The sequence below is a fragment of the Enterobacter cloacae complex sp. ECNIH7 genome (genome assembly GCF_002208095.1).
Lineage (GTDB): Bacteria > Pseudomonadota > Gammaproteobacteria > Enterobacterales > Enterobacteriaceae > Enterobacter > Enterobacter cloacae_M.
Window position 1 is genome coordinate 3,370,425 of record NZ_CP017990.1, and the last position, 18,138, is coordinate 3,388,562.

Genomic DNA, 18,138 nt, shown 5'->3' on the forward strand with positions numbered 1-18,138 from the left:
TAACGAAATGACGACAGTGATCAGTAATTCATGGCCGTTGTTATTCTGCCATTATTTTCCGCATTATAGGTTTTTCGCTCACCCTTATCATTAACCATTGTGATTTCGAGCTTAAGTGGTTGTTCTGACATTGCCTCTTTAAGAGACTTAGCCAGATTGTCGCCGAGTACACTTTCATCACTTTTCTTACCCGTATCACTCAGAATGATGGATTCCCGATTTCTGTTCTGCGAGCCTGAGAGAATATCAGTTTCATCACTCGGGTTACTAAGACTGCTGGAGTCACGATTTCCAGTTTGCGAACCTGAGATAATATCATATCGCTGTTGAGCCAGAACTTCCGGGCTACGTAAACCCTTCCACCGATCGTCAATGATGGCCGTCCGGACAGAATCGCTCAGTTCATTTTCGGTATACGGCTGTGCTCCGCTTTCATGTTTAATCATTGCTGCCATCAGTGTTTTTAACACATCAGGATCGTGGAGATTAATACGCTGCTGCGCTCCAAACCCAGTACTTTTTGATACGGAATCAATATATGCACGAGTATTATTCTCTGATTGCGGAGCATAGGTATGAATAATCCCATCCAGAGTATTATTCCCCCTGTCACCGTACAACATCAGCTGTCTCGCCATTGCAGCTCTTCCGTCGGCATCATTCGCAAAGGTAGAAAATCCGCCATTTTTACCCGTTGCGTTTGCTGCAACCCTCAAATTACCGGGATTATTATTTCTGAAGCCAATTGCGTTATTCCTTGTTTCCCCGTAAGGAACATTGCCGCGTGCAACGTTGGATTGTGGCTGGCTGATAGCGGATAAGTCATTCTGCAACTGAAGCGCAGAATCGGTCGCGCGGTAATTTGCATCGTACCGCTTTCTTACAGCATCAGTCATGAACCCCGCGTCAACCTGTCCACGTTCACTGCGGGGTAAACTGTCATAAAGTGCCTTATCGTTCTGAATGCGCCGTAGTTTCTGAGCGTCATTGCTGTTGATAAAACCGAGAGCATGAGACAGCCCGGTAAAGTCACCGTTGGTGAACAGATCGGTAACACCTTCGAGACCGTCTTTGACTGAACCATCCGACAGAATGGTCTTGAGTGCCTTGTTTTTTGAACGTTGCCACAGCCCATCCCAGGATGCGCTAAGCTCATTCATCGTGACGTTCACTTCACTCAACTGCTGGTTCAGTGCCGGATCTACGGTCAAACCAAATTTATCGGATTTTGTCAGAAGTTCAGTGAGTCTGCCCCCTTCGCGCATTAATGCCAGCATTTCAGGAGTAAAACCCACCGCATCAGCAAAGGACTTTTGTTGTTCTGGTCGCAGAGTCGGGAATATCTTCGCAATTTCCTGCAGTGTTTTAAGCGTATCAACAGAACCATCCTTATTTTTCTGTATCTCCACGCCAATCATCGCAAAAGCCCCCATCATTCCTTGATTACTGCCGCTATTTGCTTCCTTCAACGCCTTTGCGAATCCCTCAATTGAAGCCCTGGCGCTCTCACTATCTGCTCCATTGATCTGCATAGCCCCTGCCAGTCTTGAAAACTCTGCAACTCGCATTCCTGCATTTTTTGCCGAGACATCAAGATTGTAGGCCTCTCGTGATGCCTCCCGAAAACCATAAGCGACCTGTTTCAGCCCGTAGCCGGCAGCACCAATTACCCCCAACGCCCCCATCTTACCAGTGAGCTCCCCCACCATTTTCAGCGGGGGAACCATATCGCCGATGTACTGCACGTTATCCCGCGCGCTCTTCGACATATTCTCAAGACGCGAAATAAAACCATTCAGCCCGTCGGCTGTTTCCTGGCCGCCTAACTTGAGCCCTTCTTTGGTTTTATCTAGCTTCGGCTCCAGGTCACGGACAGCCTCATTAATGCGGTCAATAGCCTCGCTAACCTGGTCGCTGGCCACCAGCTCAAAATCAAAAGAATTACTCATCGTCTTCAGGTTTCCTAAGCTTGTTTATCCGGGATGCCTGCGCCACCCACCATTTCAGCCGGGCGCGGGTCATTCCCCACGCCCTGTCCTCAGACCAGCGGAAATAGAAGGTGACGTCAGCGGCCATTTCCTGCCAGGTTGTCAGGGCTTCCAGGTCAAAAAACTGAGCAGATACTCCTCACACTTACGGAAGTCGAGAAAATCCATCGGCTGCAGCACGCTTTCACGCGTACCGGAAACCAGCGCAATAAGCAGGCGCATCGCCGCGAGCGACGTTGACGCAGCCTGTTTCTCATAAAACTGCTCAGCCTGGCTTAGCGTGGGTGCTTTCAGCTCCAGCTGCGTATAAGTGGTCTTCTCCGCAGCATCATCCAGCGCTACGGTTAAGGGAATAATTTTGACGCGTTCAATCTCAGCCATCTTAGTTCTCCGTTACGTCGCGGCCTTCCCAGCGAACATCAAATACTGCATCTTCGCTTTCCACTTCCTGGACGTTGACCGTCCAGAGTGAACGGCCAATGATAGTTTTCCCGTTAGCCAGCTCGGCGATCACGTTGACGTTCGTCTGCTGGTTAAAGCCCTGCACATTCGTTCCGCCACTGTCACGCAGTCGGGCAGAAATGTATGGCGCCACAGGTTTTTCCTTATATCCGTGCACACCATCCATCCCTGTCAGGGTGGTACGGTTTACGGTGGCAGCCTGGTATTTAAACGAGCCCTCCACCATTACCGTCACACCGTTAACAGTGACATAGGCGGTTCCCGCCAGGCGGTTAGTAGTATCACCTGCCATCGTTTAAGCTCCTGTTGATTCAGCCCGCGTGCGGAACTGATTGAGCAGCGCGAAAATGCGCAACTGGTTCATGAGAGTTCCCGGCCACAGCACATCGACGCGGTTCGGATTTTTGGCGTTCTGCTCGACGATGATGTTTTTTGCGAATGCCTCCGCATCCTGCGCGTAACCGTTCCATACCAGAGTCTGGTACTCAGCAATCTGATCGGCCTTGATGATGTTTGGCGTGACGATCGCCGCGCCAGGTGCAAATCGGGTCCCGTCCGCAGCAAGCTTCATGCGGCCAAACTTGCTGGTCACCGCCGTGCGCAGGTAGCGGGTCACAAACATCAGGCTGAACAGCGTCTCCACTTCCAGATAACTGTCATCTGCATCGCCATAGCTGTTTTTCTGATAGGTGGTGATCAGGTTTTCAATGCGCACCGTGCCATCGTCATCGACCGTAAATGTCGAAATGCCGCTGTACAGCAGATTGTTACGCTCGGTCAGCTCAAAGCGATCCTGCAGTTCTGGCGCAAGTACCCCCTGAACAGCGAGCGACTGTAGCGGGCGGCCGGGGTCATTACGCAGACTCACCGCAGCTGCGCCGGTGTAAGCTGCAGACCATGCCCAGGAAGGAGACGGCGATTTATTTACGCCCAGCAGAGTCTCATGCTGGTTATTGCGCAGCTCACCTTTAGTACCGAGCTGGGCGTAAGTCCCGGTGGTGGTACCAAAGGAATGGCCATAAAGCTGCTTGTCCCATGCCCAGCGACCGCCAGTGTCTGACAGGAACTCCTTCATCACATTCAACGAGGTTGTATCGTCGTAAGGGTTGATGATGAAATCGAATGTCCGATCCTGCAGGTTAGCCAGCGCGCCGGTAATATCCGGAGCCCCGGCTCCGTTAGACATAGCAGTAATCGTCAGTTCCAGGCCTGCAGGTGTCGACTCGCCTCCCGGTAAGCCGAGGAAGTTCAGGCGAATGTCGATCCCGTTACCCGTAGCACCAAGGTTCTTCGCGGTCAGGGTTACGGTATCCGTAGCCGCGCTGGCGGTTACAGGTAGCGTGGTTTTTGCGTTAATCGCCGCGGCCAGAGAGGTGGCGATCGCCGTCACCGTATCTGTTGCTACAACGGTCAACTGAATGCGCTCACCAGCAATATAAAGGGAGATCACTCCGGTTGCCGTCGGTGCGCTGCTCACTTTAATGGTGCCGGTTGCAGCCACCATGGAATCGGAGTCTTCCTCCAGCGGCAGGATCCAGACTTCGGCTGCGGTATCATTTTTCTGATACGCCGCCATCATGGCCTGCAGAATTCCCCCTTTTCCGGTCAGCTCACCGACGGTATCCGAAGAGGAAACTCGCTGCGGAATACCTGGGGGGGTTGAGCCGGTACTGAGCATCCCACCGATAAGCAGAGTGCGCTGCGTGGCTGTGGCGTTATTCGCCATTGAGTTATCAAACTCAACGAAGAAAAGCCCTACCCGCAGGTTATCGGGAACACGAGCGAAAGGTACGGTCATTCATTTTCTCCCGCTTTTTTAGGTAAGGATTGTTTCTCTGGCGCGCCCTCATCCTTTTTAGAGAGGATCACGTCCCCATCGCTCAGACGTCGACGCCAGAAAATATTGTCAGGTACTTCAGCACCCTCTTTAGGCAATGGGGTGCCCTTGACGGGGCAGCGAACGCTGAGCCCGTTGTTCGGCTTTACAAACATTGATTACTCCTGAAGATTGAGGCTGATACCCGGTTTAACTGTGCCGTCTGGCATGTCGACCGCAATATCCATGCCCTCAAGGGGAACCGACTGGACAGGATAAAAATCTTCCGGCCCCTGGTAATGCTCTATGTCGATCTCAAAAAGAAGCTGCCCCATATGGGCCTCTCCGTCTGAATCAACATTGATGGTTGAACGAACTTCCGCGTATTTCTGAATGTTCCGCGTCAGTTCGTAGCTGTTGATCACCGCGCGCTCCACCTGCTCGCGAAGGCTTTCAAGCGCCAGCTCTGCCCGCATGGCTCCATCATCCACTGTATCGCCGTCATACTCCTGAACGCGCCCAGTGATCCTGACAGTGGTGAGGGTAGTAAAAGCAGGGGTATTACGCCCCTGTGATTTTTTCTGTTCAAAAGGCGTCTGAACCAACAACACAGGATACATATCAGGTGAAGTTGACCAGTCGCGTGGTGAGAATACGCGGTCGCCCGCGCTGGTTGTCCCGGTTAGTGCAGTGACAACCATTTGCCGTATCGTTGCTGCATTCATCGCGGTTTTACCACATTGAGGACAAGACGAGATCCGCCATGACTGTCGGGTTCAACGTTTGACACAACAAATAACTGATTGATGATGTGACCACCGACCGTCTTTATAAATACCCGGTCAGATACAGCAGGTTGCGATTTACCCAGCTTGCGAAATTCAGCATCGCGCACACCCAGCATCGGGCTGGAGGTGTTAATTTCTGAATCGCCATCAAGGTTTTCAGCAACCTGTGCATAACCACGGTCAAAAATCCCGTTAATTGTAAAAGGAGTACCGTTACGTGGACGGTACTCGTGCTCATCGCCAAAGACATCATGCAGCGGACTCAGAAGATGAGAATCCCAGTCCACGCCCATGTCATTACCCTGTCGTAACTGAAACTGATGGCTGAGAAGCAAGAACTCGCTTACGAAGCACATCAACATCAGCAATAACGCCGGACTGCAGAAGACGCTCAGCATCTTTGCCGGTTACAGGGATGCGCATATTTTCGCGGTACATCTCCCCGTCATGACGAATGCAATTCCCTTTCAACACCACATACTCCTGCGATTCAGTGTCTTCGGATTTTTCGTCACCACCATCGTCATCAACAGACGATTCGGCATCATCTGTTTTGCTCAAAGGCTGTTTTACCTGGGTGTTATCGCCCGCATTCAGGTCGTCAACACTCAGGCCATCTTTGGCAGATCCTTCTGCATTCAGATCATCAGCCAGCCCGGTATTAGGTTGTTTTGCCATATCAGACCACCGTTGCGCAGAGGGATGCATTTACCCGGCTCGGAATAACCAGCGGGGAGGATTGCATCAGGATAAGACGCTGGGCTGGATCTTCTTTCACCCAGGATTTTGGTGCATAGGCCAGCGGACCGTAGTTGAAAGCCGGGTCCAGGATAACGCCAAATGCGCGGGTCCCCATCAGATCGGCCCCACTCATAATGACAGCGCCATCGGGGATCATAGGCTTCTCGACGTTGTCCAGCGGGTCAATAAACCAGTCGTTATATAACCAGAGGTCAAAGTTACCCCAACGCCCTTTATAAATTGCGCCCTTCATCGCCTGTGGGCCGGCGTTAATTTGGTTACCAAACGGGCTCAGCGCCGGGAATGTAATGGCGTTATCCTTGATGGTGGTATCCAGTCGGAATGCACGCCATGACTTATTCGTAAAGACCAGATCCGTGGCGACAGAGCCGGACTCTTTCAGGAAAGTAGTCTGCCAGATTTCAATGTCATCTGATGGCTGGGTATTGGTAGCGCCAGCTGCAACGGTCAGTGGCCATTTATCCGATCCGCTAAGAGTGATGGTCAGATCCGAAGCACGACCGAAATCCACCACCTTAGTTTCATAACCCTCCCCGGCGACGGTTACGGTCCCGGACACCAGCGCACTGGCCGCCATCCATTCCAGACGACGGTTGATCATGTCAATCTGGTCAGCCATTTCAAACTGAAGGTTCAGCATTTCGCGCTCGGCAGCGCTATATTCCCCGCCAATACGCTCACCAATCTGGCGACGGATAGGTTTGCGCAGGTCCGGCGCGCGCTTATCTTTGATGTATGCCGGTTTAAAGGTATTGGTCTGGTATTTACGGGATTCGACCAGCTTACCTTCCACCAGCGGGGAGACGAACGGCGCCATACGACGCAGTCCGACATCAACATCAATCGCCACTTCTTCAGTCTCGTAAGTCACGACATTCGGGAAGAAGCGATCGAGCAGCCAGTTCTGGCTGGTTTTCAGGTTAGGAACAACCTGCACCAGCACGCTGGTATCAAAAATATTTTCCATATTCAGTCTCTTGATAGTGCCAGCCGTAGCTGGCAAAAATTTTAAACGAGCCAGCCCCTGCCGGTTAAAGCATTCGTCAGGAGAGCCGTGGGGGAAATCAGGAAGTGGTTACAGGAGCCTGGTCACTGTCTTTCAGGAAGATAGCCAGCGGTCGGAGCGCTTTTTTCAGGTCAGCTGTCGTCCAGGAGTTATCAAAAATAATTCGGTGCTGGTTGAATTCCCCCATCAGATACAGGCCGCCGTTCTGATCGGAAGACGATGCATCAACATCATCAACCAGAATAGCAACGGGTACCTGACTGCCATCTTCAGCCGTTTTCACACATTGCGTGTATTTCCCGCTGGCAGCCACCAGGCCCAGGACCGTACCACGCTTAAAGGCACCGCCCGTAATGATCCCGGTGTCAGTCACCAGTTGGAGCGTGCCAGCGACAAGCTGATCCGGAATAAACAGCGCGCTCTTCATGCCAGGCGCAAACGCATTCTGACCAAACTGATCCATTATTTCTCTCCTCTTGTGGAGTTGTAGAGGCCGGTCATTTTACTTACCAGCGCAGACTTTCCGGTCTCTTTCCGTCCACTATCCGGGTTAAGCCGAACCTGGTGGCTTTCCTGCATACGCTGATCGAGAGAGCGTTTGCGGGGTGGCTGCGCTGATGCTGCTGCCGGAGCCGAAGAGGCCAGGACGTTAATTGCTGCTGCAGAACTCATCCCGGTATTGAACGCCAGTGACGCGGCCAGTGAAGGATTCGCAGCTGCATGCTTACTGCCGAAAATACGGGCGCAGCGCTTACGCTCAGCAGCGCGTGCATTTTTTACCGCCTTACTCTCTTTGCGATCGTCGTCGCCGTCGTCTTCAGAATCATCATCTTCTGACGCATCCGGATCATCGCCGTCATCTTCAGCATCATCGTCGCGTTCGTCTTCTTCCGCGTCGTCGTCGCGCTCATCATCATCGGCATCATCTTCACGCTCGTCCTCTTCCGCGCGACGGGCTTTCGCTTTTTTGGCTTTTTTATCCTCTTCTTCCTCAGAAGCGGAAGGGCCAAGACCAATGAGGTGAGCAAAACTAAACGTTTTTTTCTTTGCCATTTCAGGCTCCTGTTTTTTCAAGTAAGTTTTTGAACGCAGCGTCAGGAGGACACACCTCATCAGCCAGTCCAATTTCAACGCCATCAGCAGCCATAAAACAGGCGGCCTGGGTACTTTTTATAACCTTTGCGCTAATCCCCCGGTTTCTGGCAACGGTGTTCACAAACAATTCGCCCATGGTGTTAATGTCCTGCTGGATGGCGGCCAGCGCTTCATCTGACAACTCTCTCAGCGGCGAACCTTCAGCCTTGCGGGATCCATAGGTGATGATCGTAACTTTAAGACCGTCATCTTTAATCCGCTGCGTCCAGTCAAGGTGCATGGTGATCACACCCACAGAACCCACTCCGCCGGTGCGCGGAACAGAAATCCGGTCCGCTGCACTGGCAATGGCATACGCAGCGGAATAGGCGCTTTCCGTCAGAATGGCATGGATAGGCTTTTTCCCCCGGGAGCCGTAAATGACATCAACCAGATCGAAGCATCCAGCGACTTCGCCGCCGGGTGAGTCGATATCCAGGCAAATGCCCGAAATGTCGGGATCTTCCATCGCAGTAAGAAACGCCTGACGAATGCCGTCATACCCTGTCATTCCACTGTACGGACGCAGACTGCCCAGTTTTTGCACCAGCGTTCCGCATATCGGGATGACGGCGACACCAAGCACATTGTCATAACCCGGATCACTACGGGATTCACGTCCCCGGTTATCGTCATATCCGTACCAGTCATCCTCCATGGCAAGAGAAGATTCGATTTTACTGATACCAAATCGGTCCATTACGGATGCCATGATGACTTCGGCTTTACTCGGGTGCAGCGCCAGCGGGGTGTTAAATAATCGCTGGGCCAGATGGGGTAGATTCACTTTTCCTCCGGATCGGTAATGGTCTGGCTCGCAAACTGGTCAGCCTGTGCCCAGCTCGGAAGCGGTAATCCACGTTTAAGACATGACTCAATTTCTCTCTGGCGCTGATCAAGCACTTCTTCCCAGTCTTCACCGACGTTTTCACCCACCTCAATCTCGAGGGTGGAAAGTCCGGCATCCAGACCAAGAATGGCGCCTTTTTTCTCTGCAACCGGATCCACCCAGCCGCGCCCTGGCCCCATCCAGCGCGCGCGGGAATACGCGGCTCTGGCGTCAACAAAATCAGGTGCGCCTGCGGGCAGGGGTAAATCCTCATTGTCGTGAACTTCTTCAACAAAGGCGGTGAGAATGGGCTGAGCGAAGCCGGTAGAAAAATCGTCCCGGCGGCGAGTCAGTGTTTTCCATGCCTCCAGCAACGAGGAGCGTGCAGAACTGTAGTTAACGTCAGACCAGTCCTGGGTGACCTGCTGTGGGGACAACCCTGTTCCTGAAGAAAAATTACGGAGAACAGCAGATTCGAAGACTTCAAAATTGCTGTAGGGCCGCGCCGCGTTAACCGTCGTGATTTTCTCACCAGGATAAAGAATGGGCATTCGGGCACCATTCTGAAGTGTCAGACGCCGATCGTTATGGAACTCAACACGCCCGTCCTGATAAGTGCCTAACTCCGACTCGTCATAGGTCTCGCCCAGGGCAGACTGAACCATCGCAGGGTCATAGGGTGACTCAATGTAAGCGGCGAATATGGCATTAAGAATTGCTGCCTCAAGCTCACTCTGGTCATACTTCACCAGCATTTTCAGACGCTGAATAACCGGAGTCAGGATGCCGTTACCGCGGTGCTGCGCGCCACGCTCATGATCAAAATCGTGAACCACATGCGGGCGGCCCCAGTCAGTTTCACGCGGGATACGCTGCCACGTCATGGTTTTAGCCCCGCTCCACCAGTCACCGATATGGGCCTCCCTGATGTGGTAAGCAACCGGTGCACCGTCCGCATCAATTTCAACGCCACCACGGACATTTGGCATATCGAAATTCTGCTGAGGATTACTGAGGCGGTCAGGATCGACAATCTGTACCGTGGTGGCGTAACGCCCTCTTCCGGGACCAAGCCTGTCAGTTCTGTACTGGAGAATGGCCAGAGCATCCCCGTCAATAAGCTTGTGACGAAATCCCAGGCGTAACATCTGCGACACGGTGAGTTTTCGTTCAACATCACAATACCGGCCAGGATCGTTACTCCAGGTCCGCCAGTGCCCGTCCAGTGCTTTTCCGTACTCTTCCGCCCAGGACGCATCAAACGCCTTGTTTCCGGTGATCATTCTGAGAACACGGTAATCGGGTTTCATGATGGGGCGGAAGTTGGCACCAACCGCATTATCCAGCAGACGTGTGACCGCACCGTTTGCCCAGCCGTCATTACGGACCAGATCGCGTGCGCGGGACACGATGCGATCCCGGTAAATGTTAATTTCATTGTCCGGGGACCACAGCGCGGGTTGCCAGTTCGCCAGTTGATCGCTGAAAGAGTCAGCTGCGTCATAAGGTACGCGGCTCCCCCCCACCAGCATAGAGGGACGCTGCTGTCGCAACGGCTGCCCATCAGAGCCCAGTATCTGTACTTTATTCATCAGAATCTAAACCTCGCTGGTTTCCGGGGACGAGAGATAATCCCCAGTTGCGCCTGCAGAAGTTGAATCAGGGCCAGCAGATCAGCCAGGGTGCTTTGCTGATAGGACACTGATCGCGTCCCGTCTCCCTGCGTATAGGAAAACGAAACACCGTGGCTCCCGGTTGCTAAATCAATGTACGCCTGCTGAGCTTTCGCAAGCGCATCCCTGAGCTGATCGTCAGTCATTGCGCCGGCAAGCAGGCTGGTGTTCCGGTTGAACATGATTTTCCTTATTTCGGCAGGAGTTGCGATATTCGCTTACGTTTGACCGGCGCTGGTTCTTCAATAACCGCACCCGGCAGCTCGTAATTGATTTTTTCTTCCTGTCCAACTGGCGCTGGCAGGAACTTATCCGGATCGGCTTCGAGGTTGGCGGCCCGGACGTTGAGTTTTAACCCCATATGTTTGAGACCGCACAGCGCGGCATAGCTGTAAACGAGGCAGTCAAGCGCTTCGTTAGCTCGTCCTGGTATTGCTTCCCAGATACTGTACCGCTGCCCGGAAATGACTTTGTAAACCAGTCGCTCCGCCAGCAGCTGATTGAAGTACCCGAGATCGCGATCGTCAGGAAAATGCATATAACCCGCAGCGGCGGCGCCAGGTTTGGGTGGCTCAAGATGCAGGCGACCGCGTATCACGTCTTTCGCTGAGTTAACCCCCAGAATGACAGGGCGGAAACTGGCTTTGCTTTTCGATGATGGTCGTTTGGTCGGCCAGACAGGATTGCGTTTGCCTCCCTGTGCAGACTCCCCCTTAATTGCCCAGACACGACGGCCAAGACGCTCTTTGGCGAATTCGTATACCTTCTGCGTATGGTGGCCGCCGGAGTCCATGCACGTTGCCATGATATTCAGGCCGCGCCCGTCACCACGTCGCCAGATCTGTTTCAGGTATGCATCCAGTCGCTTCCAGGGTTCTTCCGTCTCAAGGTCACCATAAATAACGTCATGCGCGACCGACCACGATTCTTCATCCCTACCCCAGCCGGTGATCGTGATTTCGAAGCGATCGTCCTGGGTATCAACGCCAGCTGTTAACAATGCCACGCCGTCCGGAACGACGGCCGGAAATATTTCCCGGCGCGCCAGCAGAACATCAACAGGGAGCTGTTTCCCATGGTTAGGTCGGTGCGGAAGCCCCATCTGGGTATTCCACCACGCCTGTTCCTTATCCGGATCGCCCTTCGCATCGATATATTTTTTCGCAATATCCGACGGCTTATCTTTTTGCCAGGGGCTGAAAAGCTTGGATGCCTGGTACCCGGCGTGGTGGTTATCGACCGCCTCCTTTCCACAGGAGGGGCAGATTGCCCGGTATACCGCATGCCGCTCCGACTCTGACCATTGCCAGACCTTTTCAACGCTGCCCTCGTCTGCCGCCCGCCAGGCAAGGTCATAATCCATCAGCGGTGAATGTCGCTCCCCGCAGCACTCAAATGGGCGCGTCTGATGCCATCGGATAGTGTGCAGAGCTCTGAGGCGCTGTCCTTCGGACCAGCCACTACCACAGCATTCGCAATAGAGCATCGCCGATTTAGTCAGGTGTTTATCCCCCTCTTTCGGCCACTGAACGTGTTTGAAAAAGTCGGGGAACTGGCGGTGGCCACAGTGCGGGCAAGCCACAGATGCCCGGCGCTGATCGGAGTCGGCGTAGCTGTCAGCAATGCGGCTCTCATCCTCCACCGTCGGCGAACAGGCGCGCACAGACAGCCAGGTCAGGCCAAATGTCGCTGTACGCTCTTCGGCCAGCGCAATTGGATCGCCTTCGCGGGTTATCGGGTACTTGTCCACTTCATCCGCCAGCAGGACACGAATCGGACGACGCGCAAGGTTATCAGGGCTACCAGCACCCGCCAGCGCCAGAAATCCGCCAGTGAATGCCTTGTAAAGAATGGTTTCTTTCGAGCTTTTCTGTTTCGAATCACCGATGATTTTACGCAGTACCGGCGTCACCCTTACCAGCGGGCTAATACGCTCTTTCGAAAACTGTTCAGCGGCTTCTTCTTTCGGCTGCAGCAGCAGTATCGGACAAGGATCGAGGTGGGCAAAATAGCCAAAAAGGTTTTCCAGCAGTGCTGTCTTCATCAACTGGGTACAGCACATTACAGTGATGATATGAACCCCGGACTCCGTCGCGGCAAGCATCGGTCCGCGGGCAATTTCTACCGTCGATGTTTCCCAGTTTCCCGAAGTGCTCCCAGCCTCTTTTGCCAGCTTACGATAGTCATCTGCCCACTGCGGCACACTGATACGCGGCGGGGGTGTCCAGCCTTTGCGGACGCTTAATTCAAGACGCTCAATCTTCTGCCGGGTTAAACTCTGGCTCTCCGAGGACTGAGATGTGTTTGTGGACATGTTCAATCAGCACCTCTGTCATCCTGTCCGCCGGTACATCCAGATCAGCAGCCATTAGCGGCGCCACCCTGGACGGCCAGTTAAGCCAGGCATCACGCTGTTGGCGAAAGGCGTTGAATAAAACCTCCTCGGCTGCTGTCAGCTCAATAAGCTGGCCGCTGTCTTTTTCATACTGCAGCTTTGCCTGCAGGGCCATGTAATTCTCGCGGATACGTCCCGCTTCCTCTCTCGAAAGATCTGCCCCTTCAGTGAGCATTATCTGGCGGACAGTTTTATTGATTTCATCACCGTCATCATCGTTATCGCTAACGACGGGAGTTTTCTTTTTCTTCGCGTTCGAGGCGCGCGGGTCTTTGCCATCGCGGTTTTTCTTCAATGCCGCATCGCTGGCCTCTACGTCAATCAGGTCTCCGTCCATCACAATGAAGCGCCCAGCTTTAATCCACCGGCCAATTGTTTTGCGATCCACACCTGAATGTTGTGCGTACTGACTCTGGTTCATCGTTGTCATGGGACATCACCTGGGACATTTTCTGGGGTGGGACATTCGCCTGGGACATTTTTGCGATGTCCCACCAGAATGTCCCACTGGAATAAACTGGAATAGCCAGAGCTGGCACGGTGTCCGTAATGATCGCCAGAGGTGGGACATGGGACACAAATCTGAAAGTTGTAGCTAGGAAAACACCGCGGCGCGCAATGCCCGTGCCTTACAAAAGGCTCAGGAAGGACCCAAAACCCCTGGGGGGCTATCTGGCCGAGCTAATCGCCTCAGCAATCGCCTGGTGCAGCGCTGAGGGTAATAATGCGTTGGCCATGGTGTTTGCTCTGTCCATATAGCCGAGCGTTGGTTTAACCGGAAGAGCGTCACCAAACCGAATGAGCAATTTTGGTGCAGGTTGCTTAATCTTATCCCTGCGCGTGCCGTTCGGAGAACGCTTTGCCCGCTTCTTCGCTTTTTTGGTTTTGGGCTTTTTTCGCTGCCACACGGCATTCACGCCGCCAACGTCACCAATAAATACGTTTGGCTTTGCTTTAAGCTGAGAGAGCTTATTACGCGGTAGATTGCCGTATTTATTGAGCTTTATGTCTTTCGGGTTAAGCAAAGCACTACCATTAAGCTTGTGCTCTCCGCCGAACTCGAAGGGTTCAAGGTAACCAGCAGCAGTATCACGAACAAACACCTTCGCACGAAGGCTGTTTTTCCTGGCACCAACTGACCCAACCGATTTAACTGTAAAAGGTGTTGGATTATCCAGATTCCGCTCAAATGCTGTTTTTTGGGCCGCTTCTATCTGGCGAACCACTTTAGTCATAGCCTGGGCAGTCGCAAACGGTATTTGCTTCTGCAGCTGTCTTAACTGACTGGAAAGGTCCTTAAGCGTTGCCATATCATTGACCACCTAGTTACAGTAATTAAGATCAGTTTGCTCATAAAGTTGACAATAAAAAACCGCCCGTAGGCGGTTAGTCGAACATTTTATCAAGTTGCTTAGCTAGAGCTCGGTTAAACAGCTCCTTCGAAACTGTCATCAGCGTGCCCATACTGGCATCTTTGAATCCGGTTTTTAATGTTGCCCAAACCTCTTTGTTACGGAGAGCATCCAAGAAGTCATGCCCCATCGCGGTCAATCGCAAGGGCATTACAGCCCAGTGAGTCATTCCGTCTAAAGACTGAATAGCACCAAAGCCGGGCTCTCCATCACTCCTGATAATCAGCCCTCTATCCTCAAGCAAACGCATATGAAACACAAATGTGTCAGTTTCACAATTGAACCCTAAATCATTTAATCGAATAATATCGGTATCAGGTGAATCCGATGCCTCGAAAGCCTCGAGCAAACCTTTAAGGTATTCTTGATCTATTTGCATAACCCCTCCGTATGTAAAAGGTTAATTTAACATCAATTTAAGCACTGCTCTTTGATGTATTCCTGCAAATATCCAACCTGTTTCGTCACTGTGACGATTCGCTCTCTGAGGGTGAAATAATCCCGTTCAGCGGAGTCAGTAAGTCGGGGGCCGGTAACATCGCCCAGGCCGCCGGTGCTGGTCGTTCCGTTCGCGGGACAGTTTGCGTTGAGCTGCAGCCGCTTACGGCCAGCAATGACATCGCTATGCAGACGCTCAATGGTTTCTTTCGCATCAGCCAGTTCTCCGGTGTATTTGGCATCCAGTGCAGCGACATCACGCTGGCGGGTCTGCATGTCTTTAATGGTGGCGGTCGCCAGGAGGAGTTTCTCAGTGGCCTTATCGCGCTGGTCTCTGTAAGTGATGGCGTTGTCGCGGTAGTGGTTCACGAAGAAAGCCAGTGCGCCGATTAACGCCAGCACCAGCAACTGCAGCCAGTAACGCTTAACCAGTGCGCTAATCATGACAGGAACAGAGCTCGCTCTGCCTCCCGCCGACGTGTCAGCCCATTCAGCACCTTCCCACCAGCTTTATTCCAGCGCAGGAACTCATCGGCAGCGCCAGCGTAATCACCGGAGTTGAGTTTTCGCAGCAGTGTCGATGTCGACAGGGAGCGAGCACCAAGGTTATACGTGAACGACACCAGAGCATCGAACTGCCCTTGAGTCAGACCCACTTTAACCAGGCGGGACACGTCGCTTTCGTAGCTGACCAGCCCAGTCTTCAGCAGGCGTTCTGCAGTTTCCTGCTTAATGGTCATCCCGGCGCGGATTGGTTTTCCGTCGACAGGCTGAGTCCATCCATAGCCGATCGTCCATACGCCGACGCTGTCCTGGTAGGCGGTGAGTTTGCAGCCTTCGAACTGCTTGATCAGGGCAATGCCTTTATCACTGATTTGCATCACCGCCTCCAAACCGAGAATTAAACACCCGGGAAGCCATAACCTTCACTTGCTCTACGCCAACAAACCCGAGCGCGCCACCGATAGCGATCGACAGGGACTGTGGGAGGTTGAAGTAATCAAGAGCTGACACAGCGGTAAGGGTCAGGGCTCCACAGATTGCCCCCTCAAGGAGCATTTTCTTCCAGCCGCCACCGCCGTAAGCGATTCGCAATGCGGCCATTGCAACCGACAGCAATACTGCTCCCATCGGCGTTTCGCCACGCCACCAGCTGTGGAGTAGTTCGATAAACTCCGTCCAGGAGTGGGGATCGTTATGCATTTTCATAGTCTCTCACCTCGCTGTGTGCGGGTGTTATTGAGGTAATAAAAAAGGCCGCTTGTGCGACCTCACGTTTATTCCCCTGTTAACGCCCTTATTTCCTCCACCGTCTGGCTAAACCTGTCCTTTTCGAGTTCAACGCCGATAGCATGGCGGCCAAGTTCCAGCGCGACTTTCACGGTCGAACCGGACCCCATAAAGAAATCAGCCACCACATCACCAGGCTTACTGCTGGCGTTGATGATCTGCCGCAACATGTCTGCGGGTTTTTCGCATGGGTGTTTACCTGGGTAAAACTGAACGGGTTTATGTGTCCAGACGTCGGTATAAGGAACGGATACAGAAACAGAGAAATGCCGCCGAAGTGATTTGTACTCTTCGAGCAGCTCTGAATATTTGCGATTCAACGATTGCCACAGAGCCACCAGCTGGTGGTGTGGTGTTGCCAGTTCGCCGTTCTGGTGCTTTTCGATGGCTACCTGCGTGAAAAGGGACTGAAGTTTCCGGTAGTCAGATTCATTCGGCAACTGCCACTGGCTTCCGCTGAACCAGTGAGACACCATGTTCTTCTTTCCAGTCGCATCGGCTATTTGTTTTGAGGATATGCCAAGCGCTTCACGTGCATCCCGGAAATAAGAAATTAGGGGAGTCATTACATGCTGCTTCAGCTCGCTTCCCTTCTCCGCGTAACCGTCGCTCTTTGGTTTATACGGCCCTTGGTAATGCTCAGCGAAGAGGATGCGCTCTGTTGCAGGGAAGTAAGAGCGCAGGCTCTCTTTATTACAGCCATTCCAGCGGCCCGACGGTTTAGCCCAGATGATGTGGTTCAGGACGTTGAACCGCTCACGCATCATGATTTCAATGTCTGCCGCCAGGCGGTGACCGGAGAACAGATAAAGACTGCCAGCAGGTTTAAGCACTCGCCAGAATTGTGCGAGGCACATATCAAGCCAGCGAAGATAATCCTCATCCCCTTTCCATTGATTGTCCCAGCCGTTGGGTTTCACTTTGAAGTACGGCGGATCCGTGACTATAAGGTCAATGGAGTTATCAGGGAGAGTTACGATGTATTGCAGGCTATCAGCGTTGACTAACTCAACACTGTTTATAATTACAGTATTTTTCATAGATCAGTAAGCGTAACTCTGATAGGCTCACTATGCTTTTGCGCTAAAGCGGTGGGCCTTGGTTAGCTTGTGACCTGTAAGCATGAGCTGATGGTTGGTCGGGTGCTACAACACCCACCAGCCGCCCATTCCACAGCAAAACTCCTCCATATTGAAGGAACGAAGGCGTAAAAAAGCCCTGATTTTCAGGTCAGGGCATTTTTAATAAAATCTGAAATTTACGCGTTTCCAGGAGGGACATGCCAGACTCTTCGGCCATCCTCATGGTTCTCGATAATCTTGGCTGCTGTACTGCCACCAAAAGTGTGCATATAGCTATGATGTATCGTTAACACTATATCTTGTAATGCCTGATCTGCTTCCATCGGTATGATTTTCAAACCAATTTGGCTAGCTTTATCACTGTGAATATGACGTGCATGAGCAAAAGTTGAACTGTGGTTATTCAGGCTTGAACAAATAGCTTCAGCCTTTTGCTGGGCATCTGGATCCCCATCAAACATACCAGTAATTAGCCATTCACTGACAATTGTTGTTGCCCATTGGATTGCCTTTTCACACTCACCAATGAACGTCGGATTGAGTTTAGACAGTGTAAATTGCCAATACGCAGCAGTCGCAGGGTTTTTAATAATATCTTGCATAGCCTTCTGCGCTTCTTCAATCACGCCATGTGCTGGCACGCCACCGATTTGGGGATCGAAAGGACCGATATTTGATTGTTTCCCCATGATGATTTCTTTTGCACAACAAGCCAACATAGTCCCTGCTGACATAGATATCATGGGGACAAAAGCACGGATATCGTTACCGAACTTAGCTCTCAAGTAATAACCTATCGATTCTAAGGCGGCGATATCCCCACCAGGTGTATGCAAAATGAGATCAAGCCCCTTCGTGGCATCGAGCCCATGAACCGCTGTCATGAATCCATTTTTATCATCATCAGACATAGTACATAAATGCGAGCTATTCTGAAGGAACCCCGAGTAGTACGCAATGACGTTACGTCCGGTCATCTGCGACATCTCTTTGATATATTTGCTTCTTACTGTGTCTAGGGGGCTTTTTTGGGCGAGGACTGCAACCTCGCCCATAACATGAT

24 protein-coding genes are annotated in these 18,138 nt (G+C 52.3%); all 24 read right to left on the reverse strand.

Translation table 11 applies throughout. From position 1 onward, the window contains the following. Positions 1 to 20: 20 nt before the first annotated feature. Positions 21 to 1,949, reverse strand: coding sequence for a hypothetical protein (locus WM95_RS16560; protein ID WP_088544869.1), 1,929 nt, complete (start codon positions 1,947 to 1,949; stop codon positions 21 to 23). Further along, complete coding sequence (locus tag WM95_RS27725; protein ID WP_000718562.1) at positions 1,942 to 2,076, reverse strand: hypothetical protein; 135 nt, start codon at positions 2,074 to 2,076, stop codon at positions 1,942 to 1,944. The genes WM95_RS16560 and WM95_RS27725 overlap by 8 nt, the downstream gene beginning before the upstream one ends. 14 nt (positions 2,077 to 2,090) lie before the next feature. Then, positions 2,091 to 2,369, reverse strand: coding sequence for a phage tail assembly protein (locus tag WM95_RS16565; protein ID WP_023294065.1), 279 nt, complete (start codon positions 2,367 to 2,369; stop codon positions 2,091 to 2,093). A 1-nt stretch (position 2,370) separates the two neighbouring features. Beyond that, complete coding sequence (locus WM95_RS16570) at positions 2,371 to 2,742, reverse strand: phage tail tube protein (protein WP_000896638.1); 372 nt, start codon at positions 2,740 to 2,742, stop codon at positions 2,371 to 2,373. A gap of 3 nt (positions 2,743 to 2,745) precedes the next feature. Continuing rightward, positions 2,746 to 4,248: a phage tail sheath subtilisin-like domain-containing protein gene (locus WM95_RS16575; protein WP_088544870.1), complete on the reverse strand. Its 1,503-nt coding sequence runs from the start codon at positions 4,246 to 4,248 to the stop codon at positions 2,746 to 2,748. Next, positions 4,245 to 4,442, reverse strand: coding sequence for a DUF2635 domain-containing protein (locus tag WM95_RS16580; RefSeq protein WP_049015412.1), 198 nt, complete (start codon positions 4,440 to 4,442; stop codon positions 4,245 to 4,247). Before WM95_RS16580 ends, WM95_RS16575 begins: the two co-directional genes overlap by 4 nt. A gap of 3 nt (positions 4,443 to 4,445) precedes the next feature. After that, positions 4,446 to 4,991: an ATP-binding protein gene (locus tag WM95_RS16585; protein WP_088544871.1), complete on the reverse strand. Its 546-nt coding sequence runs from the start codon at positions 4,989 to 4,991 to the stop codon at positions 4,446 to 4,448. Next, positions 4,988 to 5,347: a head-tail joining protein gene (locus WM95_RS16590; protein ID WP_000537794.1), complete on the reverse strand. Its 360-nt coding sequence runs from the start codon at positions 5,345 to 5,347 to the stop codon at positions 4,988 to 4,990. The genes WM95_RS16585 and WM95_RS16590 overlap by 4 nt, the downstream gene beginning before the upstream one ends. Positions 5,348 to 5,351: 4 nt before the next feature. Beyond that, a complete protein-coding gene (locus WM95_RS16595) occupies positions 5,352 to 5,732 on the reverse strand; it encodes a hypothetical protein (RefSeq protein ID WP_223825720.1) in 381 nt (126 codons plus the stop codon). Position 5,733: 1 nt separating this feature from the next. Then, on the reverse strand, positions 5,734 to 6,783 hold the full coding sequence (locus WM95_RS16600) for a major capsid protein (RefSeq protein WP_088544872.1): 1,050 nt from the start codon (positions 6,781 to 6,783) through the stop codon (positions 5,734 to 5,736). Positions 6,784 to 6,880: 97 nt separating this feature from the next. Then, complete coding sequence (locus WM95_RS16605) at positions 6,881 to 7,285, reverse strand: head decoration protein (RefSeq protein ID WP_023294067.1); 405 nt, start codon at positions 7,283 to 7,285, stop codon at positions 6,881 to 6,883. Further along, complete coding sequence (locus WM95_RS16610; RefSeq protein ID WP_088544873.1) at positions 7,285 to 7,875, reverse strand: hypothetical protein; 591 nt, start codon at positions 7,873 to 7,875, stop codon at positions 7,285 to 7,287. Before WM95_RS16610 ends, WM95_RS16605 begins: the two co-directional genes overlap by 1 nt. A 1-nt stretch (position 7,876) precedes the next feature. After that, positions 7,877 to 8,743: a S49 family peptidase gene (locus tag WM95_RS16615; protein WP_001052909.1), complete on the reverse strand. Its 867-nt coding sequence runs from the start codon at positions 8,741 to 8,743 to the stop codon at positions 7,877 to 7,879. Next, complete coding sequence (locus WM95_RS16620; RefSeq protein WP_001045359.1) at positions 8,740 to 10,377, reverse strand: phage portal protein; 1,638 nt, start codon at positions 10,375 to 10,377, stop codon at positions 8,740 to 8,742. The genes WM95_RS16615 and WM95_RS16620 overlap by 4 nt, the downstream gene beginning before the upstream one ends. Then, positions 10,377 to 10,640 carry a gpW family head-tail joining protein gene (gene gpW, locus WM95_RS16625; protein WP_000483309.1) on the reverse strand — a complete coding sequence of 88 codons (264 nt, stop codon included), beginning with the start codon at positions 10,638 to 10,640 and terminating at the stop codon, positions 10,377 to 10,379. The genes WM95_RS16620 and gpW overlap by 1 nt, the downstream gene beginning before the upstream one ends. 8 nt (positions 10,641 to 10,648) lie before the next feature. Continuing rightward, entirely contained in the window at positions 10,649 to 12,772 is a 2,124-nt protein-coding gene (locus WM95_RS16630) for a phage terminase large subunit family protein (protein WP_069598582.1), read from the reverse strand. Continuing rightward, complete coding sequence (locus WM95_RS16635) at positions 12,714 to 13,283, reverse strand: hypothetical protein (RefSeq protein WP_000210383.1); 570 nt, start codon at positions 13,281 to 13,283, stop codon at positions 12,714 to 12,716. Before WM95_RS16635 ends, WM95_RS16630 begins: the two co-directional genes overlap by 59 nt. A gap of 238 nt (positions 13,284 to 13,521) precedes the next feature. After that, on the reverse strand, positions 13,522 to 14,163 hold the full coding sequence (locus WM95_RS16640; protein WP_088544874.1) for a hypothetical protein: 642 nt from the start codon (positions 14,161 to 14,163) through the stop codon (positions 13,522 to 13,524). A 76-nt stretch (positions 14,164 to 14,239) separates the two neighbouring features. After that, a complete protein-coding gene (locus tag WM95_RS16645; protein ID WP_001165319.1) occupies positions 14,240 to 14,644 on the reverse strand; it encodes a DUF2513 domain-containing protein in 405 nt (134 codons plus the stop codon). Between the two features lie 32 nt (positions 14,645 to 14,676). Continuing rightward, positions 14,677 to 15,147, reverse strand: coding sequence for a lysis protein (locus WM95_RS16650; protein WP_016236999.1), 471 nt, complete (start codon positions 15,145 to 15,147; stop codon positions 14,677 to 14,679). Then, a complete protein-coding gene (locus WM95_RS16655) occupies positions 15,144 to 15,587 on the reverse strand; it encodes a lysozyme (protein WP_088545047.1) in 444 nt (147 codons plus the stop codon). The genes WM95_RS16650 and WM95_RS16655 overlap by 4 nt, the downstream gene beginning before the upstream one ends. Continuing rightward, the gene (locus WM95_RS16660; RefSeq protein ID WP_023311421.1) at positions 15,571 to 15,912 is read right to left on the reverse strand and encodes a phage holin, lambda family; all 342 of its coding nucleotides are present in this window, start codon (positions 15,910 to 15,912) and stop codon (positions 15,571 to 15,573) included. The genes WM95_RS16655 and WM95_RS16660 overlap by 17 nt, the downstream gene beginning before the upstream one ends. A 68-nt stretch (positions 15,913 to 15,980) precedes the next feature. Beyond that, positions 15,981 to 17,033: a DNA methyltransferase gene (locus WM95_RS16665; RefSeq protein WP_088544875.1), complete on the reverse strand. Its 1,053-nt coding sequence runs from the start codon at positions 17,031 to 17,033 to the stop codon at positions 15,981 to 15,983. A 218-nt stretch (positions 17,034 to 17,251) separates the two neighbouring features. Further along, positions 17,252 to 18,130: an SDH family Clp fold serine proteinase gene (locus WM95_RS16670; protein ID WP_001515596.1), complete on the reverse strand. Its 879-nt coding sequence runs from the start codon at positions 18,128 to 18,130 to the stop codon at positions 17,252 to 17,254. Positions 18,131 to 18,138: the final 8 nt, after the last annotated feature.